At 69.6% G+C, this 24,433-nt stretch carries 25 protein-coding genes; 12 read left to right on the top strand and 13 right to left on the bottom strand.

Annotated elements, in window-relative coordinates; genetic code table 11:
• Positions 1 to 39: 39 nt before the first annotated feature.
• Complete coding sequence (locus AB0F86_RS02365; protein WP_356984052.1) at positions 40 to 189, bottom strand: hypothetical protein; 150 nt, start codon at positions 187 to 189, stop codon at positions 40 to 42.
• A gap of 239 nt (positions 190 to 428) precedes the next feature.
• Between AB0F86_RS02365 and AB0F86_RS02360 the strand changes: the two genes are divergently transcribed.
• Positions 429 to 779, top strand: a complete 351-nt coding sequence (locus tag AB0F86_RS02360; protein ID WP_356984051.1) for a VOC family protein — start codon at positions 429 to 431, stop codon at positions 777 to 779.
• A gap of 181 nt (positions 780 to 960) precedes the next feature.
• On the opposite strand, the gene AB0F86_RS02355 is transcribed toward AB0F86_RS02360, so the two are convergent.
• Positions 961 to 2,310, bottom strand: coding sequence for a protoporphyrinogen oxidase (locus AB0F86_RS02355; protein WP_356984049.1), 1,350 nt, complete (start codon positions 2,308 to 2,310; stop codon positions 961 to 963).
• Between the two features lie 205 nt (positions 2,311 to 2,515).
• Entirely contained in the window at positions 2,516 to 3,580 is a 1,065-nt protein-coding gene (gene hemE, locus AB0F86_RS02350; protein WP_225280818.1) for a uroporphyrinogen decarboxylase, read from the bottom strand.
• Between the two features lie 261 nt (positions 3,581 to 3,841).
• Here hemE and AB0F86_RS02345 point away from each other — a divergent pair, with 261 nt between their 5' ends.
• The 3 genes from AB0F86_RS02345 (at position 3,842) to AB0F86_RS02335 (ending at position 6,842) form a co-directional block, all read left to right on the top strand.
• Complete coding sequence (locus AB0F86_RS02345) at positions 3,842 to 4,480, top strand: DUF3000 domain-containing protein (RefSeq protein WP_225280524.1); 639 nt, start codon at positions 3,842 to 3,844, stop codon at positions 4,478 to 4,480.
• Positions 4,481 to 4,502: 22 nt separating this feature from the next.
• Positions 4,503 to 5,753, top strand: coding sequence for a ribonuclease D (locus tag AB0F86_RS02340; protein WP_356984047.1), 1,251 nt, complete (start codon positions 4,503 to 4,505; stop codon positions 5,751 to 5,753).
• Positions 5,754 to 5,888: 135 nt separating this feature from the next.
• Positions 5,889 to 6,842 (top strand): class I SAM-dependent methyltransferase, encoded by a 954-nt coding sequence (locus AB0F86_RS02335; protein ID WP_356984045.1) that lies wholly within the window; start codon positions 5,889 to 5,891, stop codon positions 6,840 to 6,842.
• Here AB0F86_RS02335 and dxs read toward each other — a convergent pair.
• A complete protein-coding gene (gene dxs / locus AB0F86_RS02330) occupies positions 6,839 to 8,734 on the bottom strand; it encodes a 1-deoxy-D-xylulose-5-phosphate synthase (protein WP_356984043.1) in 1,896 nt (631 codons plus the stop codon). The two genes, AB0F86_RS02335 and dxs, sit on opposite strands and share 4 nt — an antisense overlap.
• 216 nt (positions 8,735 to 8,950) lie before the next feature.
• Here dxs and glsA point away from each other — a divergent pair, with 216 nt between their 5' ends.
• Both glsA and AB0F86_RS02320 read left to right on the top strand, forming a co-directional pair.
• Positions 8,951 to 10,783, top strand: a complete 1,833-nt coding sequence (glsA, locus tag AB0F86_RS02325; RefSeq protein WP_356984042.1) for a glutaminase A — start codon at positions 8,951 to 8,953, stop codon at positions 10,781 to 10,783.
• Positions 10,784 to 10,853: 70 nt separating this feature from the next.
• Entirely contained in the window at positions 10,854 to 11,519 is a 666-nt protein-coding gene (locus AB0F86_RS02320; protein ID WP_356984041.1) for an SIMPL domain-containing protein, read from the top strand.
• Between the two features lie 27 nt (positions 11,520 to 11,546).
• Here the strand turns inward: AB0F86_RS02320 and AB0F86_RS02315 are convergent, their stop codons facing one another.
• Together AB0F86_RS02315 and AB0F86_RS02310 are read right to left on the bottom strand one after the other, a co-directional pair.
• Positions 11,547 to 12,899, bottom strand: a complete 1,353-nt coding sequence (locus AB0F86_RS02315) for a TRAM domain-containing protein (protein WP_356984390.1) — start codon at positions 12,897 to 12,899, stop codon at positions 11,547 to 11,549.
• A gap of 34 nt (positions 12,900 to 12,933) precedes the next feature.
• Positions 12,934 to 14,931 carry an APC family permease gene (locus tag AB0F86_RS02310; RefSeq protein WP_067493039.1) on the bottom strand — a complete coding sequence of 666 codons (1,998 nt, stop codon included), beginning with the start codon at positions 14,929 to 14,931 and terminating at the stop codon, positions 12,934 to 12,936.
• Positions 14,932 to 15,104: 173 nt separating this feature from the next.
• On the opposite strand from AB0F86_RS02310, the gene AB0F86_RS02305 reads away from it, so the two are divergent.
• Complete coding sequence (locus AB0F86_RS02305) at positions 15,105 to 15,770, top strand: TrkA family potassium uptake protein (RefSeq protein ID WP_181697004.1); 666 nt, start codon at positions 15,105 to 15,107, stop codon at positions 15,768 to 15,770.
• 2 nt (positions 15,771 to 15,772) lie between these two features.
• Positions 15,773 to 16,444: a TrkA family potassium uptake protein gene (locus AB0F86_RS02300; RefSeq protein WP_067492857.1), complete on the top strand. Its 672-nt coding sequence runs from the start codon at positions 15,773 to 15,775 to the stop codon at positions 16,442 to 16,444.
• Between the two features lie 7 nt (positions 16,445 to 16,451).
• Here AB0F86_RS02300 and AB0F86_RS02295 read toward each other — a convergent pair whose 3' ends face one another.
• From AB0F86_RS02295 to AB0F86_RS02285, 3 genes are all read right to left on the bottom strand, one after another.
• Positions 16,452 to 17,069 (bottom strand): sigma-70 family RNA polymerase sigma factor, encoded by a 618-nt coding sequence (locus tag AB0F86_RS02295; protein ID WP_356984389.1) that lies wholly within the window; start codon positions 17,067 to 17,069, stop codon positions 16,452 to 16,454.
• Between the two features lie 128 nt (positions 17,070 to 17,197).
• A complete protein-coding gene (locus AB0F86_RS02290; protein ID WP_181697003.1) occupies positions 17,198 to 17,935 on the bottom strand; it encodes a DUF3159 domain-containing protein in 738 nt (245 codons plus the stop codon).
• Between the two features lie 3 nt (positions 17,936 to 17,938).
• A complete protein-coding gene (locus AB0F86_RS02285; RefSeq protein ID WP_067492853.1) occupies positions 17,939 to 18,346 on the bottom strand; it encodes an OB-fold nucleic acid binding domain-containing protein in 408 nt (135 codons plus the stop codon).
• A 73-nt stretch (positions 18,347 to 18,419) separates the two neighbouring features.
• On the opposite strand from AB0F86_RS02285, the gene AB0F86_RS02280 reads away from it, so the two are divergent.
• Complete coding sequence (locus AB0F86_RS02280; protein WP_225280517.1) at positions 18,420 to 19,148, top strand: alpha/beta hydrolase; 729 nt, start codon at positions 18,420 to 18,422, stop codon at positions 19,146 to 19,148.
• On the opposite strand, the gene AB0F86_RS02275 is transcribed toward AB0F86_RS02280, so the two are convergent.
• Positions 19,145 to 20,050, bottom strand: coding sequence for a DUF3710 domain-containing protein (locus AB0F86_RS02275; protein ID WP_356984038.1), 906 nt, complete (start codon positions 20,048 to 20,050; stop codon positions 19,145 to 19,147). The two genes, AB0F86_RS02280 and AB0F86_RS02275, sit on opposite strands and share 4 nt — an antisense overlap.
• Positions 20,050 to 20,520 carry a dUTP diphosphatase gene (dut, locus tag AB0F86_RS02270; protein ID WP_067492849.1) on the bottom strand — a complete coding sequence of 157 codons (471 nt, stop codon included), beginning with the start codon at positions 20,518 to 20,520 and terminating at the stop codon, positions 20,050 to 20,052. The genes AB0F86_RS02275 and dut overlap by 1 nt, the downstream gene beginning before the upstream one ends.
• A 144-nt stretch (positions 20,521 to 20,664) precedes the next feature.
• Here dut and AB0F86_RS02265 point away from each other — a divergent pair, with 144 nt between their 5' ends.
• Complete coding sequence (locus tag AB0F86_RS02265) at positions 20,665 to 21,129, top strand: DUF3093 domain-containing protein (protein ID WP_225280816.1); 465 nt, start codon at positions 20,665 to 20,667, stop codon at positions 21,127 to 21,129.
• Positions 21,130 to 21,154: 25 nt separating this feature from the next.
• Here AB0F86_RS02265 and AB0F86_RS02260 read toward each other — a convergent pair whose 3' ends face one another.
• Positions 21,155 to 21,457: a DUF4193 domain-containing protein gene (locus AB0F86_RS02260; RefSeq protein WP_067492847.1), complete on the bottom strand. Its 303-nt coding sequence runs from the start codon at positions 21,455 to 21,457 to the stop codon at positions 21,155 to 21,157.
• Positions 21,458 to 21,831: 374 nt separating this feature from the next.
• Here AB0F86_RS02260 and cei point away from each other — a divergent pair, with 374 nt between their 5' ends.
• Positions 21,832 to 22,515, top strand: a complete 684-nt coding sequence (gene cei / locus AB0F86_RS02255) for an envelope integrity protein Cei (protein ID WP_181696999.1) — start codon at positions 21,832 to 21,834, stop codon at positions 22,513 to 22,515.
• A gap of 164 nt (positions 22,516 to 22,679) precedes the next feature.
• Here the strand turns inward: cei and AB0F86_RS02250 are convergent, their stop codons facing one another.
• A complete protein-coding gene (locus AB0F86_RS02250; RefSeq protein ID WP_356984036.1) occupies positions 22,680 to 23,570 on the bottom strand; it encodes an inositol monophosphatase family protein in 891 nt (296 codons plus the stop codon).
• 91 nt (positions 23,571 to 23,661) lie between these two features.
• Here AB0F86_RS02250 and ppgK point away from each other — a divergent pair, with 91 nt between their 5' ends.
• Positions 23,662 to 24,420 carry a polyphosphate--glucose phosphotransferase gene (gene ppgK, locus AB0F86_RS02245; protein ID WP_181696998.1) on the top strand — a complete coding sequence of 253 codons (759 nt, stop codon included), beginning with the start codon at positions 23,662 to 23,664 and terminating at the stop codon, positions 24,418 to 24,420.
• Positions 24,421 to 24,433: the final 13 nt, after the last annotated feature.

Raw genomic sequence — 24,433 nt, 5'->3', positions numbered from 1 at the left:
CCATGGTGCCACTGCGCGGATTTCGCGTAGCGCCCGGGATCAGTCCAGGTGGGGCTCGACCGCACGCCACGGCGAGGATTCGTCGGCGCGGAAGACGGCGGTCACGGTGGTCGCCTCCCCCGCGTGTAGTTCGACGGGACCGAGATCGGGGTCGAGGATCAGGGTCGGTCGCTCAGCGGGACAGGTCACAGCGGGCGATCATGCAGGAACGCTATCGCCGATGGTGGATGACACGCCGCGATCGGCATGCGCGAAGTGCTGGGGCTGCGCCTTCGTCGGCTGCGCACTCCAGCCCGGCTCGGCTTCGGCGCTTGTTCGCGTCATGTCAGTCGTGGAGCTGGGCAGACGCGGTTCGCGTTGACATCGACCGGAGTCTTCGGGCCGCGTACGGTCGCGCTGTCACCGACAAACTCTGCACAGGAGGATCCATGCGCGTCATCAGTGTGGTCGCCGATCTCGCCGTCGCCGATATCGACGCCGCCAGAAGCTTCTACGCCGACTATCTCGGCCTCAGCCACGAGGAGTTCAACCTCGGCTGGGTGGCGCGATTCACCTCACCCGAGACGGGCGCGCACCTCCAGGTCGTCACGCGGGACGCGAGCGCACCGGAGAACCCGGTCGTGACGATCAAAGTCGACGATGTCGAGGCCGCGCTGGCCGAGGCGCAGCGGCGAGGATTCGAGATCGTCCACCAACTGACCACCGAACCATGGGGAATCACCCGATTCTTCGTCCGCGCACCCGACGGAAACGTCATCAACATCGCCCAGCACCACTAGTTCCGCACGTTTCCGGACTTGGACGGTTGCTCACCACGCTCTGGCGGCGGCATCGGCCGAGAAGCGAACGCCACCAGAGCGTGGTGATCTTGATTCGCTCGTCGACGCCCACAACTCCGTTCGGGTGAACAGCTTCGGCGCGGGCAACGCGGTACCTCGCCAACTGCGATGTCCGGCGATCTCAGTGACCAATGCTGTGCGCGATGCGTTGTGCGGCGGCAGTGCCGGTGGCGACGCAAGCCGGGACTCCGACGCCGTGTAGGTAGGCGCCCGCGAGGGCGAGACCTTCGAGCGGGTCGGTCGCGGCTTCGAGGGCGGCGATCCGTTCGGAATGGCCGGGGGCGTACTGGGGTAGGCCACCGGGCCAGCGTTGGACGACGGCGGCGTGCGGGGTGATCGTGGTGCCGGTGACGGTGCTCAGGTCCTCGACGGCGGCGGCGATGAGTTCGTCGTCGGTCCAGGTGAGAGGTTTTTCGTCGCCGAAGCGGCCGAACGAGGCTCGGACGAGTGCGACATCGCGGGCGGCCAGGTGCGGCCATTTGCGGCTCGACAGCGTGAACGCCTTGGCGCGCAACGGTTCTCCGGTGGCGACGAGGATGCCCGAATTGTCCGGCAGCGCCGTGTCTTTCGGTAGCGCCATCGCGACGAGCGCCGAGGACGACAGTTCGATGCCGTCGGCCAGGGCGGCGGCATCGGGCGCGACGTAGTGCAGCAGGCGCGCGGTGACGGGGGCGGGCGTCGCGAGGACGACCGCATCGACGGCGCCGAGGGGATCGACAACCCAGCCCTGCGGGGAGCGAGCCAGCCGTGTCGCGGGCAGGTCGGTCACCAGGCGGGCCCGTGATGCCTCGATGAGTGCCGCGAGCAGGGCGCCGTACCCGTCGCGGAGCCCGCCGAAAACAGGTGCGGAGCTGGGTGCGGGCATCGCCTTCCGCACTGCGTCGGTGAGATTCGGGGCGCCCTGATCGAGGGCGGCGGCGAGGGTCGGTAGCGCCGCACGGACACCGATCGACGCGCTGATCCCCGCGTACACCCCGCCGAGCAGCGGATCGACACTGCGTTCGACGACCTGCCGACCGAACCGTTCGGCCACCAGCGACTGCACGTCCACGTCCGAACCGGGTTCCCACCGCAGAGGCCGGTCGGGCTCGGTCGCCACCTGGTGCAGGGTGTCGTCGTCGACGAGTCCGCGCAGCGATTCGGCGTCCGACGGGATGCCCATCAACGTCCGCCCCGGCAGCGGATGCGCGCTCCCCCCTGCCCACACCAAGGGCCGCTTTCCGGCTGGCCGCACCAGTTGATCGTCCAGACCGAGCTCACCCATCAACTCGATCACCTCGGGTCTGCGCCCGACGAACGCCTCAGCCCCGAAATCCAGTGGCTCCCCGGCCAATTCGCCGGTATGCAACACCCCGCCGACGCGCCCCCGCTGCTCGAGCACGACGATATCGACGCTCGCACCGAGGCGCTGCCGCAACCGGTACGCCGCGACGAGCCCGCTGATTCCGCCCCCGACAACCGCGATCCGCATCCTCCGACCGTAGCCGTGAGGGCGGTGCGCCGACGAGACGCACCCGCGCCGTGTCAGCAGCGTCACGTCGAGCGCGGCTCGTAACCTTTGGCCGGCCTGGCGGCGATCGCCCGGCGCCGCGCACCGCGCGATCGACGACCATCGAGCGCGTCGGCCACGCCGTCCAACGCCTTCCCGACGCCCGCGCCCGCCTCCGCTGGATGCGTCAGAGCGAATGCACGAGTTCGACCAACGCGGTCAGCACGCCGGGATCGGTGTCCGGCAGCACCCCATGACCGAGGTTGAAGATATGACCGGTCGCGCCGAGCGTGATCGCCTCGTCGGCCTCCGCGACGATGCGCCGCGCTTCCGCCTCGACCGCGTCGAATCCGGCGAACAGGATGGCCGGGTCCAGGTTGCCCTGTAGGCCCTTGCCCGCACCGACCCGGCGCACAGCGTCGGTGAGCGGCACCCGCCAGTCGACGCCGACCACATCGGCACCGGCCTCACCCATCGCGCCGAGCAGCTCGCCGGTGCCCACACCGAAGTGGATGCGCGGCACGCCCGCGTCGGCGATCTCGGCGAACACGCGTTCCGAGTGCGGCAGCACGAACTCGCGGTAGTCGGCCAGCGACAGCGCGCCCGCCCAGGAATCGAACAGCTGCACCGCGTCGACTCCGGCGGCGAGCTGGGCCTGCAGGAAGGCGATGGTGATGTCGGTGAGGGTGCCGAGCAGCGCGTGCCAGGTCTTCGGGTCGGCGTGCATCATCGCCTTGGTGCGCTCGTGCTGCTTGCTCGGCCCACCCTCCACCAGATACGACGCCAGCGTGAACGGGGCACCGGCGAAACCGATGAGCGGTGTGTCACCGAGCGCATCGGTGAGCAGTCGCACGCCCGAGGTGACCGCGCCGACCTCTTCCGGACGCAACCTCGGCAGGGCTCGAACATCGGCCTCGGTGCGCACCGGGGAGGCGATCACGGGGCCGACGCCGGGCACGATGTCGAGATCGATGCCCGCCGCCTTGAGCGGAACGACGATGTCGGAGAACAGGATTGCCGCGTCCACACCGTGGCGGCGGATCGGCTGCATGGTGATCTCACACACCAGCTCCGGGTCGAAGCACGACTCGAGCATGCCGATGCCCTTACGCAGCTCCCGGTACTCGGGCAGCGAACGGCCTGCCTGACGCATGAACCAGACCGGTCGCCTGCTCGGCGTCGCGCCGGTGGCGGCGGCCAGGAAGGGGGCATCGGTCAACCGGCGGCGGGTGTAGGTGCTCACCACGATGATCCTAGGCGGGCGAACCTACCCCCAGTAGCGGGGTGAGGTCGCGCGGAGTCCAACCTGGTCTACGTCGGCCCCGATCTCGATGGTGCTGCCGTCGCGACGAGGCACGTTCGAACCCACCGATCTCGCAAATCGCCCGTCTCATCGCACATCGCGCATCGCGAAGCGCCCCAGAATGCACCCTCCGCAACGCACACCCGACCGGCCCGACGTAGGCGGCGCGCCTCCGCGCGCCCCGCACGCCCACCGTCTACGGTTGCCCTCGTGACACCGCTCGACATCCGCGACGGCGCCGCACCGACCGGGGGAACGCCCCGCGAGCCTGCTTCTTTCCGGGCGGCGGTCGATGCGATGGGCACCGCAACCGTGCACCCTCGAATCGAGCTGGCGCCTATCCGCCCCCCACAGCGGTTGGCGCCGTTCTCCTATGCGCTCGGGGCGGAGGTCGTGCACCCCGACAGCCCGGTCGTGCCGACCGACTCCGAGGGCGACGCCTTCGGCAGGCTGATCCTGCTCCACGACCCCGACGGGGACGAGGCATGGCACGGCGTGTTCCGGCTGGTCGCCTACATCCAGGCCGACATCGACGCCGCCCTCGCCGCCGACCCGCTGCTCCCGGAGGTCGCGTGGAGCTGGCTGGTCGACTCCCTCGAGTCGCGTGGCGAACAGTTCACCGCCCTCGGCGGCACCGTCACCGCCACCAGTTCGGTGCGGTACGGCGACATCGCCGGCCCACCACGCGCCCACCAACTGGAGCTACGCGCGTCGTGGACGGCGATGAACACCGAGATGCGCCGTCACGTGGAGGCGTTCTGCGAGGTGCTCGCCTTCGCCGCCGGATTACCCCCCGCTGGAATCACGCATTTACGGCCGGACTCCTATACCCACACCGACAGACCGTGATCGCCACGTAGAGTTCACGTTTATGTCGGTCGCCGAGGAACCAACCGCAGCAGAGCCCCTGCTCGCCCCCGCCGAGGGGGTTCCACCCGTGCTGGCCTCCCCCGACGAGGTCGCCGCGGCCGCCAAATCCATCGCCGCGGGCACCGGCCCGCTCGCCGTCGACGCCGAACGCGCGTCCGGTTTCCGCTACTCCGCACGCGCCTACCTGATCCAGCTGCGCCGCGAAGGCGCGGGCACCTTCCTGATCGACCCGATCCCCGTCACCGACGCGCTCACCCCGCTGGCCGAGGCGATCAACGACCTCGAATGGGTGCTGCACTCCGCCGACCAGGACCTCCCCGGCCTCGCCGAACTCGGCCTGCGCCCCGCCCGCCTCTTCGACACCGAACTCGGCGGCCGCCTCGCCGGCTACGAGCGCGTCGGTCTGGCCGCCATGGTGGAGAACCTGCTCGGGCGTTCCCTGCGCAAAGGCCACGGAGCCGCCGACTGGTCCACCCGACCCCTGCCCGACGAGTGGCTCAACTACGCCGCACTAGACGTGGAACTCCTCCTCGAACTGCGCGACACCGTCGCCGACGACCTCGCCACCCAGGGCAAAATGGACTGGGCCGCAGAGGAATTCGAACACGTCCGCACCATGGACCCGCCCGCCCCCAAGGCCGACCGCTGGCGCCGCACCTCCGGCATCCACACCCTGCGCCGCCCCCGCCAGCTCGCCGTCGTCCGCGAACTGTGGACCACCCGCGACGAACTGGCCCGCACCCGCGACGTCGCCCCCTCCCGCATCCTCCCCGACTCCGCCATCGTCGCCGCCGCGACCAACGACCCACGCACCATCGCCCAACTGCGCACCCTCCCCGTCTTCGGCGGCCCCCGCCAACGCCGCTACTCCCGCGACTGGCTCGCCGCCGTAGACCGAGCCCGCGCCCTCCCCGACAAACAACTCCCACCCCTCACCCTCCCCTTCGACGGCCCACCCCCCGTCAACCGCTGGGAACGCCGCGACCCCATCGCCGCCGCCCGCCTCACCACCGCCCGCAACGCCATGGGCGAACTCTCCACCGAGCATTCGATACCGGTAGAGAACCTGCTCTCCCCCGATCTGGTGCGTCGCCTGTGCTGGGACGGGCTCCCCGACTACAAGAACGTCGGCACCCCCGAAGAGCTTTCCGCCGCGATCGAGGAGTTCCTGCGTGCGGGTGGGGCACGACCGTGGCAACGAACCCTCGCCGTCCCGGCGCTGACCAAGGCCCTCACCCCCAAACTCGGGTAGCTCAGTTCGTCGGACGCAGCCGTGAAGCGCCCGAGCCACGGGGGACGGATAGTCCACAAAGCTGCCACGAACGCCGCGAGAGCTTCCAGGAACCGTGGCTTCGGATATCCGACATTGTGAACAAATTTGTGCCAAATGCTCCGTGAGCATTGTCATTTCAATTCTCGATCAAACGTAATGCACTGTGGGAAAAACGGGTCGACGGGGGACTTGTTCGCCGTTAGCGTCGGGTGTCGGCTGTCGAGAGGAATCGTTGTGTTCGAAGAGGCTATCGCCGCCAATCGCGCGAATTGGGATGAGCGGGCCGAGGTGCATGTTCGGTCGCGGATGTATGACGTGGATGCGTATGTCGCGGATTCGGGGCGGATCTCGTCGGTGGTGCGCAACGACCTGGCTGTGCTTGCGCCGCATTTGCCGGAGTCCGGGATCGTGGGGCGGTCGCTGTTGCATCTGCAGTGTCATATCGGGATCGATACCCTGTCGTGGGTGCGGCTCGGTGCGGTGGATGTGCACGGGCTCGATCTGTCGCCGAATTCGTTGCGGCATGCGGAGCGGATCGCGCGAGACGCGGGGTGTGGCATCACCTGGGTCGAAGGGGATGCGCGGTGTGCTTCGGATCTGGTCGGCCGGCGCTTCGACACCGTGGTGACTAGTGCGGGAACCATTGTGTGGTTGCCGGAGCTCTCGGCTTGGGCGCGGTCGATCCACGATCTGCTGAAGCCTGATGGGGTGTTCTTGATCCGGGACGATCATCCGATTCTCGGAGCGATGGGGTTCCAGCCGTGGGAGATCTCCGACGACTACCTCGGTGGGGGCGGGACAAGGACGTACACGGATTCGGGCACTTACACCGAGGACTCCGCCGGGCAGATCGCCCACACCACCAATCACGAATGGCGACACGATCTCGGCGAAGTCGTGGGAGCACTGCTCGACGCGGGGCTGGCTGTCGAGGCGGTGCGGGAGCTGCCCTATATGGACTGGCCCGCCTTCCCGGAACTCGTTGCTTGCGAACAGGGTTGGGCATTGCCGCCCGGACGGCCGCGAATTCCGTTGAACTTCGCGGTCGTCGCCAGGCGGAGAGGTTAGTGGGCGCCGAGCCAGGCGGTGATGCGCTGGGTGATGGCTTCGGTGGTGAGGCCTAGGTCTTCGAGGATTTCGGGACGGGAGGCGTGGTCGAGGAACTGCTGGGGGACGCCGAGATCGCGGGTGGGGACGTCGAGGCCCGCGGCGCGCAGGCGGGCGGAGAGGGTGGAGCCGATGCCGCCGTGTAGGCCGCCGTCTTCGAGTGTGACGACCAGGCGGTAGTTCTCGGCGAGTTTGACCAGGGTGTCGGAGATCGGGAGGACCCAGCGCGGGTCGACCACGGTCACCGAGATGCCCTGCGGGGCAAGGTGTTCGGCGACCTGCATAGCGGTGTCGGCGAAGGGGCCGACGGCGACGAGCAGGACGTCGCCGTGCTGGGACTGCACCGTGCCCGCGCCGGGCACGGCCAGGCGGAGGATGTCGAGGCCGTCGAGGCGTTCGACGGCGGTGATGTCTTCGGCGACAGTGCCTTTCGGGAAACGCAGCACGGTGGGGCCGTCGGTGACGGCGAGCGCCTCGGCCAGTTCCTCACGCAGGGTGGCGCCGTCGCGGGGCGCGGCTACGCGGATGCCGGGGATGATGCCGAGCAGCGAGAAGTCCCACATGCCGTTGTGGCTGGCGCCGTCGGGTCCGGTGATGCCCGCGCGGTCCAGGACGACGGTGACGGGCTGTTTCAGCAGCGCCACATCCATCAACAGCTGATCGAACGCGCGGTTGAGGAACGTGGCGTAGATGGCGACCACGGGGTGCATGCCGCCGAGTGCCAGGCCGGCGGCGGAAGTCATCGCGTGCTGTTCGGCGATGCCGACATCGAACATGCGCTCGGGGAAGCGTTCACCGAACGCGGCCAGACCGGTGGGGCCGGGCATGGCGGCGGTGATGGCGACGATGTCGTCGCGGCGCGCGGCGTGCTCGATGAGCTCCTCGGAGAATACCGCCGTCCAGCCCTTGGCCTTCTTGCCCGCCAGGGGGCGCCCGGTGAGCGGGTCGATGGGGTCGCAGGCGTGCATCTGGTCGGCGACATGGTTTTCGGCGTGCTCGTAGCCGTTGCCCTTGCGGGTCACCGCGTGGACCACGACGGGGCCACCGAAGTCCTTGGCGCGGCGCATGGCCGCCTCGAGCGCGACCAGGTCGTGGCCGTCGACGGGCCCGACATACTTCATGCCCAGATCGCCGAACAGTTCCTGCGGGCTCACGGCGTCTTTGATCCCGGCCTTGAGCGCGTGCACCATCGAGTAGGCCGAATCCCCCACGGCCGGAATGCTTTTCAGCAGACGTTTCCCGGTGTCGAGGGCATGCTCGTAGGCCGGCTGGGTGCGCAGGGCGGTGAGCCGGTCGGCGAGGCCACCGATGGTCGGGGCATAGGAGCGGCCGTTGTCGTTGACGACGACCACCACCGGGCGGTCGGCACCGGCGATGTTGTTGAGCGCCTCCCAGCACATGCCGCCGGTGAGCGCGCCGTCACCGACGACGGCGACCACGGTGCGGTTCTGGTCGGTGAGCGAGAACGCCTTGGCCAGGCCGTCGGCGTAGGACAGGGCGGCCGAGGCGTGCGAGGACTCCACCCAGTCGTGTTCGCTCTCGGCACGGCTCGGGTAGCCGGACAGGCCGTCGCGCATGCGCAGCGTGTCGAAGCGGTCCTTGCGGCCGGTGAGGATCTTGTGCACGTAGGCCTGGTGGCCGGTGTCGAAGATCAACGGGTCGGCCGGGGAATCGAAGACCCGGTGCAGGGCGATGGTCAGCTCGACCACACCGAGGTTGGGGCCGAGATGACCACCGGTGGCGGCGACCTTCGCCACGAGGAACTCACGGATCTCGTCCGCCAGTTCCCGCAGCTGCGGCACGCTCAGCCGGCGCAGATCTTCGGGTGAATCCACCCGCGACAGCACTCCCACCTGAACTCGCTCCCTCCGGACTTCCGATTGATCCGCCCAGTGTATTTGGCCGGGCCGCGGGCGAAAGCCCCCGACCGGTGTCGCGCACTGTCCGACGGTAGCCGGGACGGCCCGCCGACCAGCGGGCGCACCCCCGGCTGACGGGCGCGACGTGTGAGCACAATCTCCCCGCGCGTCCGCCCGGAAACCGTTGTCAATGCCCCCTACAGTGACGCTGTGGCCGAACCGAACAGGATCGATCCCGGGGTGGTCGCGGGCATCCTCGACGAGGTGTACGCGGCCTGCCGAGACGACACCTCCGGCGCGCCCGCCGACTACATCCCCGAACTCGCCGCCGTCGCACCGGACTCGTTCGGGCTGTGCCTCGCCACCGCCGACGGACTGGTCTACCGGGTCGGCGACACCGATGTCGGATTCACCATCCAGTCGATCTCCAAGCCGTTCACCTACGCGCTCGCCCTGGCCGACCGAGGGCTAGACGAAGTCGCCCGCCACATCGACGTGGAACCCTCGGGCGAACCGTTCAACGAGATCGCGCTCGAACCTGACACCCAGCGCCCGAGCAACCCGATGATCAACTCCGGGGCGATCACCGCCGCCTCGCTGATCCACGGTCCCGACGAGTTCGAACGGGTGCGGGACTGCTACTCGCGCTTCGCCGGACGCGAGCTGGGGGTGAACGACGCTGTCTACCAGTCGGAATCGCGCACCGGATACCGCAACCGGGCGATCGGGTACATGCTGCGTTCGGTGGGGATCATCGACATGGACCCCGACGCCGTCGTCGACCGCTACTTCCGCCAGTGCTCGATCGAGGTGACGTGTGCCGACCTGGCGGTGATGGCGGCGACGCTGGCCGACAACGGCGTGAACCCGGCCACCCACGAGCGGGCGTTGTCGACGGCGCTGACCGAACGGGTGCTGAGTGTGATGACCACCTGTGGCATGTACAACGCGGCGGGCGACTGGGTGACCACGGTGGGGCTGCCCGCCAAGAGTGGGGTGGGCGGCGGGATCATCGCGGTACTGCCGGGGCAGCTCGGCATCTCGGTGTACTCGCCGCGCCTGGACGGCCAGGGCAACAGTGTGCGCGGAGTGGCGGCATGCCGGGAACTGTCACGACGGCTCGAACTGCACTTCTGTCACGTGACCCGGTCCGCGCGCACCGCCATCCGCGCCGAGCACTCGGTGTCGGAACTGCCCTCCCGGATGCGCCGCTCCCCCGACGACGCCGCCGTGCTCGCCGCGCACGGTGACCGCGCCCGCGTCTACGAACTGCACGGCGACCTGCTATTCTCCGGCGCCGAACGGGCGGTCCGGGCCATCGAGGCCGCCTCGGGCGAGCTCGACGCGCTGGCGATCGACCTGCGCCGGGTAGGTGAGGTGAGCGTGGTGGCACGCGGGATGCTCGACGCGTTGCAAGCCGAGCTCGTACCGGCCGGGGTGCGGGTGGCGCTGGTCGATCCCGATGCCAAGCTCGGCCACGACCTGTCGAGCCTGCGGCCCGACGATCCGCGCGGGCGGGTGTTCATCGATCGTGACACCGCCACCGAATGGTGCGAGGACATCGTGCTCGCGCGGCACCGTCCACCGGGAACACACTCGACCACCTCGATCACCCTCGACGAGCACCCGCTGCTGGCCGAGCTCGATCCCGACGACCGCGCCCGGCTGGCCGCCGATTTCAGCGAGCGAACCTTCGCCAGGGGCGAGACGATCGCCGAACGCGGCGACCAGCGCTCGGGGCTGTATCTGATCCTGAACGGACGGGTGCGGCTCACCTTCCCCGGCACCGACGGGCGAATACACCGGTTGGTGACCTTGTCGGCGGGGATGTCGTTCGGCGAGATACCGATGCTGGTGGGCAAACCGTTCGTCAACGCGGTGATCGCCGAAACCCAGGTCCGGGTGGCGGTACTGAGCCCGGCGGTGTTCGACTCGCTCACCGAGGTGCGTCCGAAGCTCAAACTCGCCCTGCTGCAACGCCTCGCGGCCGGCGCGTACGCGCAGATGGAAGCCACGGTCCGCACCATCTCCGGCAGCCACTGACCGGACCCGGAACCCTCCGGCGGTGCGAGACGTTGGGCTGCACAACAGCCCTCGACCGACAGGAGCAGCGGTGAGCGAACGATCCCCTCAGCCGAGCACCACCACCTTCGGACGCGGCACGGTGCGCGCGATCCCCGACCTCATCCGCGTCACCCTGACGGTGGAATCGCGGGCCGCCACGGTGGCGGGCGCCTACGACCGGGCGGGTCAGCGGGTGAACGCGGTGGTCGCGGCATTGCGCACGGCCGGGGTGCGCGACAGCGACCTGGCGACCAGCGGTCTCAGCGTGCGCACCGAGACCGTCTACACCGACAACGGACGCAACGAGATCGTCGGCTACCTCGCGTCCACGGGACTCAGCATCGCGCTGCGCGAGGGCAGCGGCGCCGAACCCGCCGAGACCGTGGCCGCCGCGGTGAACGCGGGCGGCGACGACGTGCGCCTCGGCGGACTCACCCGCGGCATCGCCGACCCCGCGCCACTGCTGGTCCAGGCCCGCGACGCCGCCTACGACGACGCGCTCGCCAAGGCCGAGCAGTACGCGGCGCGCGCCGGTGTGCGCCTGGGTGCGGTGCTACAGATCACCGAGGACACCTCACCCACACCCCGCGCCTACGACGTGAGCGCCGAGATGGATTCACCGGTCATGTTCGCGCGCAGCAGTTCTCCGGTGCCGGTAGTCCCCGGCGAGACCGAGGTCGGCGCGAATGTGCGGGTGACCTGGGCGCTGGAATAGCCGCGGTGGTACCCGGGGTGCGATCTCTCAGCGGTCGAGCAGCGCGACGCATTCCACGTGGTGGGTGACCGGGAAGGCATCGAAGGCCCGCAACTCGGCCAGATGGTAGCCCGCGTCGAGGTACAAGCCGAGGTCGCGCGCGAAAGCGGCCGGGTCGCAACCGATGTGGATGATTCGGCGTGGGTCGGCGTCGGTGACGGCGGCCACCACCTCCTTGCCCGCACCCGCGCGAGGCGGGTCGAGGACGACCACATCGGGGGTGGTCGTGGCCTCGCGAGCCCAGCGTTCGACCCGGCCCGCGTGCAACTGCACCCACGGCAGGTCGCGCAGTGCGGCCGTGCCGTCGGCGACTGCGGATCTGGCAGATTCCACGGCCGACACCGCACCCGTCTGCCCGGTCTGCTCCCCCAGCCGCGCGGCGAAGACACCGACACCGCTGTAGAGATCCCAGCCCGAACCGCCCGGTTCCAGCCCCGACCATTCGGCGACCAGATCCGAATAGCGTTGCGCCGCACCATGATGTGCCTGCCAGAAACCGGTGGCCGACAGTTCCCAGCGACGGCCCGCGACATACTCGACGGCCCGGCCGCTGCCCGCCATCACCCATTCCTCGCGCGGCGCGTTGGTCGCCGACTTGCGGGCGGCGGCCCGGTCGCGCACCGCACCGCGTTCGTCGGCGGCGGGGCGACCCGATTCGCGGTGCCGCGCGGGTCGCTGCCCACGCCCCCGGGTACCGCCGCGCGGGGTGGCAGGCCGGGTGCCCGCACGGTCCGCCTCGGCGGCCGGAGCCAGTTCGACGATATGACGGACGCCGTCACCGTCCACGGCGACCACCAGATCGGCGCCCGGTGTCCAGGACCGCTCGGCCACACCGTCGAGTGCGCCCGCCACCGGCTGTGGGCAGCGCAGATCCGGGATCACCTCGGTGCTGCGGTACCGGTGCACGCCCGCGCGACCGGCCGCGTCGACCACCAGGCGCACCCGGGTGCGCCAGCCACCGACGACCTCGTCACCGATCGGTTCGACCTCGACCTCACGCTCGACCCCGGCCAGCCTGCGCAACTGCTCGGCCACCACGGTCGCCTTGAGCGCGCGCTGCGCGGCGGGGGTGGCGAAGGAGAAATCACAGCACCCGGCCCCGCCCGGCCCCGAGACCGGACAGGTCGCGGGCACCCGGTCCGCGGAGGCCTCGATGATCTCCACCGCGTCGGCGCGGCAGAACGACCCACCACGATCCTCGGTGACCCGGGCGCGCACCAGCTCACCGGGCAGTCCGTGCCGCACGAAGACCACCCGGCCCTCGTGGCGGCCCACGCAGAACCCGCCGTGTCCGGGCGCACCGAGGCGCACCTCGAATTCCTGTCCGCGCCAATCACTCACAGCCACACCCACTTCCGTTGTCGGCCGGGCACGCTCACTCGCGCCGCTCCGGCCGGTCGAACCCGCGACGCACCGAGCCCGGTGCGTTCACCTCGGCCGCCTGTTTGGCCCGCGTCGAAGACGACAACTGCCACGGCACACTGGTCACCATCACACCCGGTTCGAACAGCAACCGGCCCTTCAACCGCAACGCCGACTGGTTGTGCAGCACCTGCTCCCACCAGTGACCGACCACGTACTCGGGGATGAACACGGTGACCACATCGCGCGGCGCGTCCTTGCGGACCCGCTTCACATACTCGAGCACCGGTTTGGTCACCTCGCGATACGGCGACTCGACCACCTTGAGCGGCACGTTGATCTCGCTGTTCTCCCATTCGCGCACGAGCTTGCGGGTATCGGCGTCGTCGACGTTCACCGTCACCGCCTCGAGCGTGTCCGGGCGCGTGGCCCGCGCGTAGGCCAGTGCCCGACGAGTGGGCAGATGCAGTTTCGACACCAGCACGATGGAGTGGGTGCGGCTGGGCAGCACCCCGTCCCAATCGGATTCGTCGAGTTCGCGGGCCACCGAGTCGTAGTGCTTGTGGATCAGCTTCATCACGATGAAGATCGCGACCATCGTGATGATGGCGATGTAGGCGCCTGCGAAGAACTTGGTGATGAGCACGATCACCAGCACGGTCCCGGTGAGGGTGAGACCGATGGCGTTGATGACGCGCGAGCGCTTCATCCTCGACCGCTCCTGCGGGTCGGTCTCCTTGCGCAGCAGGCGGGTCCAGTGCCGAAGCATGCCGGTCTGGCTGAGCACGAAGGACACGAACACACCGACGATGTAGAGCTGGATCAGCTTGGTGACCTCGGCGTCGAACAGCACCACGAACGCGATGGCGGCACCGGAGAGGAACAGGATGCCGTTGGAGAACGCCAGCCGGTCACCCCGGGTGTGCAGCTGACGCGGCAGGTAGCGGTCCTGCGCGAGGATCGAACCGAGCACCGGGAAACCGTTGAACGCGGTGTTGGCGGCCAGCACCAGGATCAGGGCGGTGACGATGGTGATGAAGAAGAAGCCGATGGGGAAGCCGTGGAAGACGGTTTCGGCGATCTGGGCGATCAGCGTCTTCTGGTGGTAATCAGCGGGCGCGCCGACGAGGTTCGAGGTGTCGTGCGCGTAGACGACCCCGATCTTCTGCGCCAGGATGATGATGCCCATCAGCAGCACGACGGCGATGGTTCCCAGCATCAGCAGGGTCGTCGCGGCATTGCGCGACTTCGGTTTACGGAAGGCGGGCACGCCGTTGCTGATCGCCTCCACACCGGTCAGCGCCGCGCAGCCGGAGGAGAACGCGCGCGCGATCAGGAAGGCGAAGGCCAGGCCGTAGAGGTGTTCGTCCTCGGCTTGGAGCCCGAAACCGGCGGAGACGGCCTGGATGTCGTCACCGAGCACGTAGGTCCGGAACAGGCCCCAGCCGAGCATCACGAACATGCCGAAGATGAAGGCGTAGGTGGGAATCGCGAAGGCCGTGCCCGATTCGCGCACACCGCGCAGGTTGATGGCCGTGAGCACCGCGATCGCGACGACCGCGAACAGCACCTTGTGCGTGTTGACGAACGGAATGGCCGAGCCGATGTTCGAGGCGGCCGACGAGATCGACACCGCCACCGTGAGCACGTAGTCGACGAGCAGGGCGCTACCGACCGTGAGCCCGGCGGTCGGGCCGAGATTCACCGTGGCAACCTCGTAGTCGCCGCCGCCGGACGGGTAGGCGCGCACGTTCTGCCGGTAACTGGCGACGACCACGGCCATCACCACCGCCACAGCAAGACCGACCCACGGTGCGTACATGTACGCGGAGATGCCCGCCGCCGCCAGCACCAGGAAGATCTCCTCCGGCGCGTAGGCGACCGAGGACATCGCGTCGGAGGCGAACACCGGAAGCGCGATCCGTTTGGGCAACAAGGTATGGCCGAGCGAGTCACTGCGGAAGGGCCTGCCCAGCAGCACGCGTTTGGCCGCCGTCGTCAACTTGGACACCGGGCTGAGCATAGACGGGATCATCGATGTGTTCGCGCTCACCTGACCCGGGCGCCGACCGGGATGTCGAGGTTGTTTGCGCCGCCTCGCCAGGGGGAAACTGGGCGGGGGAAGCTCCGGCGGGTACGGTCCAAGCCGGACGCCACGGGTTCGGCAAGGAACGAGGGTGCACGGTGTACGTAGTGATCATGGGGTGTGGGCGCGTCGGGTCGTCGCTGGCCCGCGCGCTGACCCGGGTGGGTCACGAGGTCACGGTGATCGACCGTGATCCCAGCGCCTTCCGCAGGCTCGGCGAAGGCTTCAGCGGGCAGGAAGTGATCGGCGTCGGCTTCGACCGTGATGTGCTGACCCGCGCGGGAATCGAACGTGCCGACGCCTTCGCCGCCGTGTCCTCGGGCGACAACTCCAACATCATCTCCGCGCGGGTGGCCAGGGAGATGTTCGGCGTGGAACGCGTGGTCGCCCGGATCTACGACGCCAAACGCGCCGAGGTCTACGAACGGCTCGGCATCCCGACCATCGCCACCGTGCCGTGGACGACCGACCGTTTCCTGCGCACGCTGATCGGTGACAACTCCACGACCACCTGGCGCGAACCCACCGGCGCGGTGGCCGTCACCCAGCTCACGCTGCACGAGGAGTGGTTCGGTCGCACCGTGCGCGACCTCGAACGCGACCTCGGCGTGCGGGTGGCATTCATCCTGCGCTTCGGCCGGGGCCTGCTGCCCGAATCCAAGACGGTGGTCCAGGCCGACGACGTGGTGTACGTCGCGGCGACCTCCGGCAGTGTCGGTGAGGTGGTCGCACTGGCGGCCAAGGCCCCCGTGAGCGAGGACTGAACATGAAGGTGGCCATTGCCGGTGCGGGCGCCGTCGGGCGCTCGATCGCCAGGGAACTGCTGCGGGGCGGGCATCGGGTGATGCTGCTGGAACGCCAGCTCGACCACATCGACCCACCCGCCATCCCGGACGCGGTCTGGGTGCACGCCGACGCCTGCGAGCTGTCGCTGCTCGAGAACGCGGGGCTGGAAACCTACGAGGTGGTGATCGCGGCCACCGGTGACGACAAGACCAACCTGGTCCACAGCCTGCTCGCCAAGACCGAGTTCGGGGTGCGCCGGGTGGTGGCGCGGGTGAACGACCCGCGCAACGAATGGCTCTTCGACGAGTCGTGGGGTGTGGATGTGGCGGTGTCGACACCGCGCCTGCTGGCCTCGCTGGTCGAGGAGGCGGTGTCGGTGGGTGATCTGGTTCGGCTCATGACATTGCGTCAGGGCCAGGCCAACCTGGTCGAGATCACCCTGCCCGCCGATACCCAGCTGGCCGGTAAGCCGGTGCGCAGCCTGGTCCTGCCGCGCGACACCGCGCTGGTGACGATCCTGCGCGGCGGCCGGGTGATCGTGCCCCAGGCCGACGACCCCTTCGAAGGCGACGACGAGCTGCTGTTCGTCACCTCGGTGGAGGCCGAGGAGGACCTGCGGCTCACCCTGGCCGGGCACGGCATCCGGCCCTGAGCCGCCCTCAGGCGGCGGCGAGCTGGGCCCGCAGCTTGTTGAGCGCGCGGTGCTGCATCACCCGGACCACGCCGGGGCTGGTGCCGATGGCCTCGGCGGTCTGCGCGGCGCTCCAGCCGAGCACGATCCGCATCATCAGCACCTCACGGTGATTGGGGGCGAGCACCTGCATCAGTTCGCGGGTCGCGGCCCGTCGTTCGAAGGCGAGCGCCCAGTCCTCCGGACCCGCTTCGACGCTGGCGGTGTCGGGCATCTCGGCCATCGGATACGCGGTGTGCTTGCCCCGGCGGAAGGCGTCGGACACCTTGTTGGCGGCGATGCCGTACACGAAGGCCAGGAAGGATTTGCCCTGATCGCGGTAGCGCGGGATGGCGGCGACGGTGGCGATCAGGACTTCCTGGGTGACGTCGTCGGCGGTGACCGTGAGGTGGCCGGTGGCACCCATCCGCGCCGAGCAGTAGCGGCGCACGAGGGGGTGGACCAGACGCAGGATCTCGGCGATGGCGTCGCGGTCGTCGCGGGCGGCGGGACCGATCAGGGCGTCGAGTTCGGCGCCGATGCGCTTGCTCTCCGACTGGGCGGGGCCGGGCTTGGAAGCTGCGCTTGCACGGTGCTCGGTTGCCATCATGGTCGCCGGTCCTCTCACGATCACTGCGTAATTCGGTATGCATTGATCGTGCGACGAACAGGCGGCGGCAACCAGGTACCCCAGGGTGGGTAGTTCCCCACCTCCGGCGGTACCCCTGCCCACCCTCAGGCGGAAGCGGAATCCCTTCGGACAGCGGACTTGTCGGCGGGCAGGTGGCCCGCGCGACGCACCGCCCACACGGTGACCACCAGGGCGACCGCGGTCAGCGGCCAGCCCATCGCGATGCGGGCGATCGCGAGCCAGGTGGTGTGGTCGGTGTCGTAGAGCTGGGACTGCACCAGGTAGCGGGCGCCGAAGACGACGACCCACACGACGGTGGCCAGGTCGTAGAGCTTGCGCACCCGCGGATCGGTGCGCCATGCGGTGCCGTGGCCGTTGAGCGCGCCCCAGATCACCCCGACCAGCGGCCACCGGAACAGGATCGACAGCGCGAACACGCCTGCGTACACGAGGCTGGTGTAGATGCCGAACAGGAAGAAGCCCTTGGCCTCTCCCACCCGGTGGGCGATGAACGCGCACAGACCGACGCCGAGGAACCCGGAGATGGCCGGCTGGACGGGGCTGCGTTGCACGAGCCGCCAGATCAGCACGCCCGCGGCCACACCGAGGGCGGCCCAGATGGCGGCAGTGAGCCCGGCGAAGGTGTTCACCGGAACGAACACGAGTACGGGCAGGGTGGAGTAGATCAGGCCGCTGATACCGCCGAGCTGCTCGAGCAGGGTCTGCTCGGCCTCGGCCGTCTCCTTGTCGACGTCGGGGTCGACGGGGTGGTCGGTGACCACCGGCAGGGCAACGGTGGCTTCAGGGTCCGCGATGGGGCGGTACTCGTCGCTGGAGGGCATACGTCAGCTGTTCCCGCGCAATTCGTAGTAGGGGTTGAAGATCACTTTGCGGCCGTCGCGGTCGCCGACGCGGCCGCGCACCAGGATGCGCCTGCCCGGTTCGATGCCGGGGATGCGCCTGCGCCCGATCCACACCAGGGTGATGGCGTCGGTGCCGTCGAAGAACTCGGCCTGCACCGTGGCACCGGCCGCCTTGGGACAGGCCTCTACGCTGCGCAGCCTGCCGACGATGGTGGCTTCCTCGCCGCGGCAACAGTCCTTGGCTCGCCGGGCGCCCGAGGCGTCGGCGGTCTCGGCCAGTTCCTCGGCGTCGAGCTGATCGATATCGGCCGTCAGGCGGCGTCCGAGTCGACGAAAATATCCCGAGTCCGGGCCCGATCCCGACTTGTGTGAGCCCGTGGATGACGACATGGCACGCTTCTCCCGCTAGTTGGCCTTCAACGCCACTGTAGATGGGCAAACGCCGGGCCGCTACGCTCGGTCCGTGTTGCGCACCCCACCCCAGGTCACCGTGGTCGCCCTGCCCGGAACCGGCTCCGACGCCGATTTCGCAGCCCGCGCATTCGGACCGGCCGCGGCCGCTCACGGCCTGGAATTCCTTGCCGTCGAACCCGACCCGAAGGCCGTGATCGCGAGCTGTACCGCGGCTTTGCACACCGCCGCCGCGCGCGGACCGGTCCTGGCTGCGGGGATCTCGCTGGGTGCCGCGATCGCCCTGAGGTGGGCCACCGGACATCGCGACGCGGTTGTCGGTGTCATCACAGCATTACCCGCCTGGACGGGCCCGGAAACCACCTCGTGCCCCGCCGCCCTCAGCGCCTCGGCAACCGCCGGGCAACTTCGCGCCGACGGTCTGGACGCCGTGATCGCCCGCATGCGCGCCTCGAGTCCGGCCTGGCTCGCCGAAGCCCTCACCCAGTCCTGGCGCGGCCAGTGGCCGGACCTGCCCCAGGCACTGGACGAGGCGGCCGCCTACTCCTGGCCGACCGTCGAAGAACTGGCCGCCTGCCCCGTCCCGGTCGCGGTGATCGGCGCGGGCGACGACCCGGTGCATCCGATCGCCGTCGCCGAAGAATGGGCCGCGACGCTGCCGACGGCCGGATTGTGCCGGATCACGCTGGACGAACTCGGCGCGAACCCGGCGGTCCTCGGACACACCGGGTTCACCGAACTCGACCGTCTCTCGACCGAAAAGGTCTCGGCGACAACCTAGTTCAGGCCGAGCTGCTGCATCGCCGAGCCGTCGGCGCCGCGCCGCGGTTCGTCGGGCAGCTTCGGCGGCACCGCCGAGGGCGGGGTCTGCGCGGCGGCCGCCCGCGCGGCCATGGCCTGCTGCTGGGCGAGCACCTGCTGCTGATGGGCGGCGGCGAGCTGTTCGGCCAGCTCCTGGGGCAGCACCACGGGCAGCGGGTCACGCACCGGCAGCGGCTCGGAGCCGCGCCGCACCACCGCGTCGGCCAGGACGGCCCGGGCGGCGGTGATGAGCGGGCTGCGATCGTCGACCGCGCCCGAGGGGCCCGCCGCGACCAGCCGGATCATCCAGCGCGGTCCGTCGACACCGATGAAGCGCAGATCGGCACCCTCGGTGACCGCCTTCACCTCACGACCCCACGGGCCCTTCTCGACGGCGACGCTCGCACCGTCACCGCGCAGCGACTCGGCCAGGTCGGCCGCGACGAGCCGCCACTGCCCGGCCGACTTCGGCGCGGCGTACGCGGCCACGGTGAGCCTGCCGTGCTGGGTGGCCAGATGCACCGCCTGCGGGGTGCCGTCGGGGCTCATCTCCACCTGCAGCTGCCCACCCTCGGGCACCGGGATGACCACCGACCCCAGATCGAGCCTGCGCGCGATCATGTCGTCGGTCACTTCGGTGATGTCGTACGGGCCGGCGGCGGCGTCGGGCGCGTGGTCGAAGTTGCCGTAGATGCGCTCGTCGGTGGGAGCGTCGTCGAAGTCGAGGTGGGCGAAGTCGGGACGGCGGAACTCGTCGGTGTCGTAGTCGTCGGTGTCGGCGAAATCGTCGTAGTCGTCCGCGGCGTAGTCGTCGCCGTAGTCGTCGTCGTAGACCGCGTCGTCCTCGCGCGGTGCGCGCTTCTTCTTGCCGAACAGACCCATTACGCCTCCTTGCCGGTCAGGCTCGCGTGCCCGCCGCTCGACCCGTAACCACCTGCGCCACGGACGGTTTCGTCCAGGTCGTCGACCTCGGCGAACTCCACCAGCTCCACCCGCTGCACGAGCAGCTGGGCGATGCGGTCGCCGCGGCGCAGCTCGATGGCGGTGCGCGGGTCGTGATTGATCAGGCACACTTTGATCTCGCCCCGATAGCCCGCGTCGATCGTGCCCGGTGTGTTCACCACCGACAGCCCCGCCTTCGCGGCCAGGCCCGAGCGGGGGTGGATCAGGCCGACCGTGCCGACCGGCAGCGCGAGCGCGATCCCGGTGCCGACCAGCACCCGCTCACCCGGTTCGATGATCACATCCTCGGTGGTACAGAGGTCGACGCCCGCGTCACCCGGATGGGCACGCTTCGGCACAGGGATGCCGGGATCGAGCCGCCGCAGCGGAATCGGTGCAAGTGCGTTCACATCGGTCGAGACTACGCGCTCGGAGCCGGACCAGCGCGTCACGACCCTGCCACGATCGCCTAGTCTTGAACCGTGCCCGACCAGTCCCATTCCCCGACCACCGACGCCGCAGACACCGACGCCCGCGCGGCCGCCGCGCCCACCGTGTCGCCCTACCGGGAGCGCCTGTGGGTGCCGCTGTGGTGGTGGCCGGTCGGCTTCGCGATCGCCGGGCTGATCGCCGCCGAATTCCACATGGGCGCGCCCGGGCTGCGGGCCTGGTTGCCGTATGTGCTGCTGGCACCGGTGCCCGTGTGGATTCTGTTGTGGATGAGCCGTCACCGGCTGGAAGTGGCCGTCACCCCCGAGGGAACGGCGGAATTGCGCGTCGACCGCGCCCACCTGCCGGTGAGCTTCGTCGCGCGAGCCGCGGCCGTCGCACCGACGGCCAAGAGCGCGGCGCTGGGTCGTCAGCTCGACCCCGCCGCCTATGTGCAGCACCGGCCCTGGATCGGACCGATGGCTTTGCTGGTCCTCGACGACCCGGACGACCCGACGCCGTACTGGTTGATCAGCACGCGCAGGCCCGACCGGGTCTTGGCCGCGCTCGGACTCCCGAGCGCGGGCTGACCCGTCTACCTCGCCGTGGAACGCGTCAGAGGGCGCAGTCCATGCAGATCATCTCGCCACCCTTCTCGCTGGCCAGCCTGCTTCGGTGGTGCACGAGGAAACAGCTCGAGCAGGTGAACTCGTCTGCCTGCTTCGGGACCACCCGAACGCTGAGCACCTCGTCGGACAGGTCCGCGCCGGGAAGCTCGAACGATTCCGCTGTGTCGGTCTCGTCGATGTCCACGACGGCGGACTGCGCCTCGTTGCGGCGGGCCTTCAGCTCCTCGAGCGAATCCTCCGACACTTCGTCGGATTCGGTGCGCCGCGGTGCGTCATAGTCGGTTGCCATGTCGTCTTCCCCTCAGTCCTTACTCCGTAAATACCGGATCAGTTCGATTGCCAAGTCCCCGCAGGGAGACGGCGTTCGACCGCCCCGCCGGTGGTGCACCTCACACGTACACCGGTCGACTATCAGGTGGATCGTTGCTCGATCTACTCCGACAGCGTTCGGTTAACGCAGGACATGCCCTTGTTGTTCCCGCGACCGACCACCGTTTCACGGGTGATTATTCGATCTGGGCGGGCAGACAATAGCGGACCTACCGACAAATGTCGCAATCAAAACCCCGCCGCGACGAAACCGACGACGAATCTTCACCTGCCGGGAAACTCGCCGAGACCTCCCGCACTCGCGCATCGGCGGCGGACTCGTAGAGTGAGCGCGTGGTTTCACTGATCACCGAAGGCAGCGCGACCGATCGCGACGGCAAACCCTTTCCGCGACGGCGCCCCGAGCTGTGGCTCGCGTTGGTCCTCGTGCTGGCTCTTGTGGCCCTGTTCGTGTGGGTGGCGGCTTTCCGCACCCGCGAGGACAACAACGAGCCGATGGCGTGCAACGCGCCGAGCACGCCGACCGCGACCAACGCGCCCAAGCCCGCACCGCTCGGCACCCGAGTCGGGCCCTCGCGCCTGGACGAGGTGGATCCGGCGGCGCTGTCGGAGTCCAAGGTGCGGGTGTTCAACGCCAACGGCAAGAGCGGACAGGCGGGCAACATCGCCTCCGCGCTCGGCGACCTCGGCTTCGCCAGCGCACCGGGGACACAGGTCGGTAACGATCCGGTCTATGTCAGCGGCGACCTCAACTGCACCGGCCAGATCCGCTACGGCGTGAACGGCAGACCGGCCGCCGCCTCGGTGCAGCTGGTCGCTCCCTGTGCCGAACTGATCGAGGACCCGCGCACCGACGACTCGGTCGACCTGGTGCTCGGCCTGGCCTTCGGCGAGTCGCTCCGCCCGAGCGCCGACGCCGAAGCGGTCCTGCGCGCGTTGAAGAACCTGGCCCCCGGCGCCAGCTCGTCCTCGATCGACCCCGACCTCCTCGACGCCGCCCGCACCGTCAAGTGCTGAGACATCGGCGGCTGGCGCCGCGGGTTTCTCGGCCCGGGGGGCCTCGATCTTCCCTCCCTGCGGCCACTCCTTCGTCGCACCCTCCGGTCGGTCCAGATCGAGGCGGCCGAGAAACCGGGCCGGGTGTCTCGGTCGCGTAGGGCCGAGACACCGACTCCGGCTTCTCAGTCGGGTAGGGGTGTTGTCGCGCCGGTCTCGGTGAGGAGGGCGGCGAAGTCTTCGGCGAGGCCGGGGGCGGCGACGAAGGTCAGTTCGCCCGCGGCACCGCCGACGGTGACCGGTGGGACGTGCACCACCGCGCCCGCTTCGGCGGCGATGAGGGCGCCCGCCGCCCAGTCCCAGGCGTTGAGCCCGTGCTCGTAGTAGGCGTCGAGGTGGCCCGAGGCGACGTGGCACAGGTCCATGGCGGCGGCGCCGAGACGGCGGATGTCGCGGACCTGCGGCAGGATCTCGGTGAGCAGCCTCGCCTGGTCGGCGCGACGCCGGGTGCCGTAGGCGAAACCGGTGGCGACCAGTGCCACCGACAATGAATCCTCCTGGGTGCAGGACAGTTTCGTGCGGGTGCCGTCGGCGGTGACGGCGAACGCCCCGCCGCCGCGCACGGCGCTGTAGGTGGTCGCGGTCGCCACGTCGGCCACCGCGCCCGCCACCGGGGCGCCGTCGATCACCGCTGCCACCGAGACCGCGTATCCGGGCAGGCCGTAGAGGAAGTTGACGGTCCCGTCGATCGGGTCGACCACCCAGGTGACGGCGCCCGGCGCGGTGGCACCGACATCGCCGCCGCCCTCCTCGCCCAGGATCGCGTCGTCGGGGCGTCGCTGGGCGAGCAGGTCGCGGATCAGCTGTTCGGATTCGGTGTCGACCACGGTGACCGGGTCGGTGACGTGGCCCTTGGTCGCCACCGCACCGTCGACGGGTCCCCCGTCGGCGAACACCTCGGGTCGGCGGGCACGCACATGCGCGGCGGCGGTTTCGGCGAGTTCGACGGCGAGCTCGCGCAGTCGTTCGTCGGCGTCGGTCGTGGCTGGGGCAACGGAACTGTGTTGAGGCACCACGCCATCGGATCATATGCGGCGGCTCGTGCGAGCGGTGACTACCGCTACTCTTTGTCAGGCACATCGACCGCGTCAGGCAAGGGGTTCATCCATGTCCGCTCGGGGGCACGCATTCGGCATCGATATCGGGGGAAGTGGCGTGAAGGGGGCCTTGGTCGATCTCGACACCGGTCTGCTCACCCACGAGCGGCTCAAGATCGCCACCCCGCGCCCCGCCACGCCCGAGGCGGTGGCGGCGGCGGTGGCCGAACTCGTCGCGCTGGCCGGCTGGGCGGGACCGGTGGGGATCACGCTGCCGTGCGTGGTGCTCGACGGACACGCCCGTACGGCCGCCAATATCGATCCCGCCTGGATCGGTACCGACGCGCGCGCCCTGTTCTCGGCCGCGCTCGGCGGGCGGACGGTGACGGTGCTCAACGATGCCGACGCCGCGGGGCTCGCGGAGGACAGCTACGGCACCGCCCGCGACCTGCACGGCCTCACCCTGCTGCTCACCTTCGGCACCGGGATCGGCTCGGCGCTGCTCTACGACGGCACCCTCGTGCCCAACTCCGAGCTCGGCCACCTCGACATCGAGGGGGTGGAGGCCGAGCACCTGGCCGCCGCCTCGATCAAGGACCGCGACGGCCTCACCTACCCGGAGTGGGCGCAGCGGGTGAGCACGGCCCTGATCCACATCGAGAACCTCTTCTGGCCGAAGGTGATCGTGGCGGGCGGCGGTATCAGCCGCGATCACGAGCAGTGGATACCGTTGCTCACCAACCGAACTCCGGTGATTCCGGCCGTGTTGAAGAACACCGCGGGTATCGTCGGCGCGGCGATGGCTATCGCCGGGGGCATCGCGCCGTAGCGCGCGAGGACGA

Origin of the sequence: Nocardia sp. NPDC023733 (genome assembly GCF_040639775.1) — a bacterium.
In the GTDB taxonomy this organism is placed as follows: domain Bacteria; phylum Actinomycetota; class Actinomycetes; order Mycobacteriales; family Mycobacteriaceae; genus Nocardia; species Nocardia rosealba.
The sequence above is the reverse complement of the archived record's forward strand: the minus strand, read 5'-3'. Positions and strand labels throughout refer to the sequence as shown.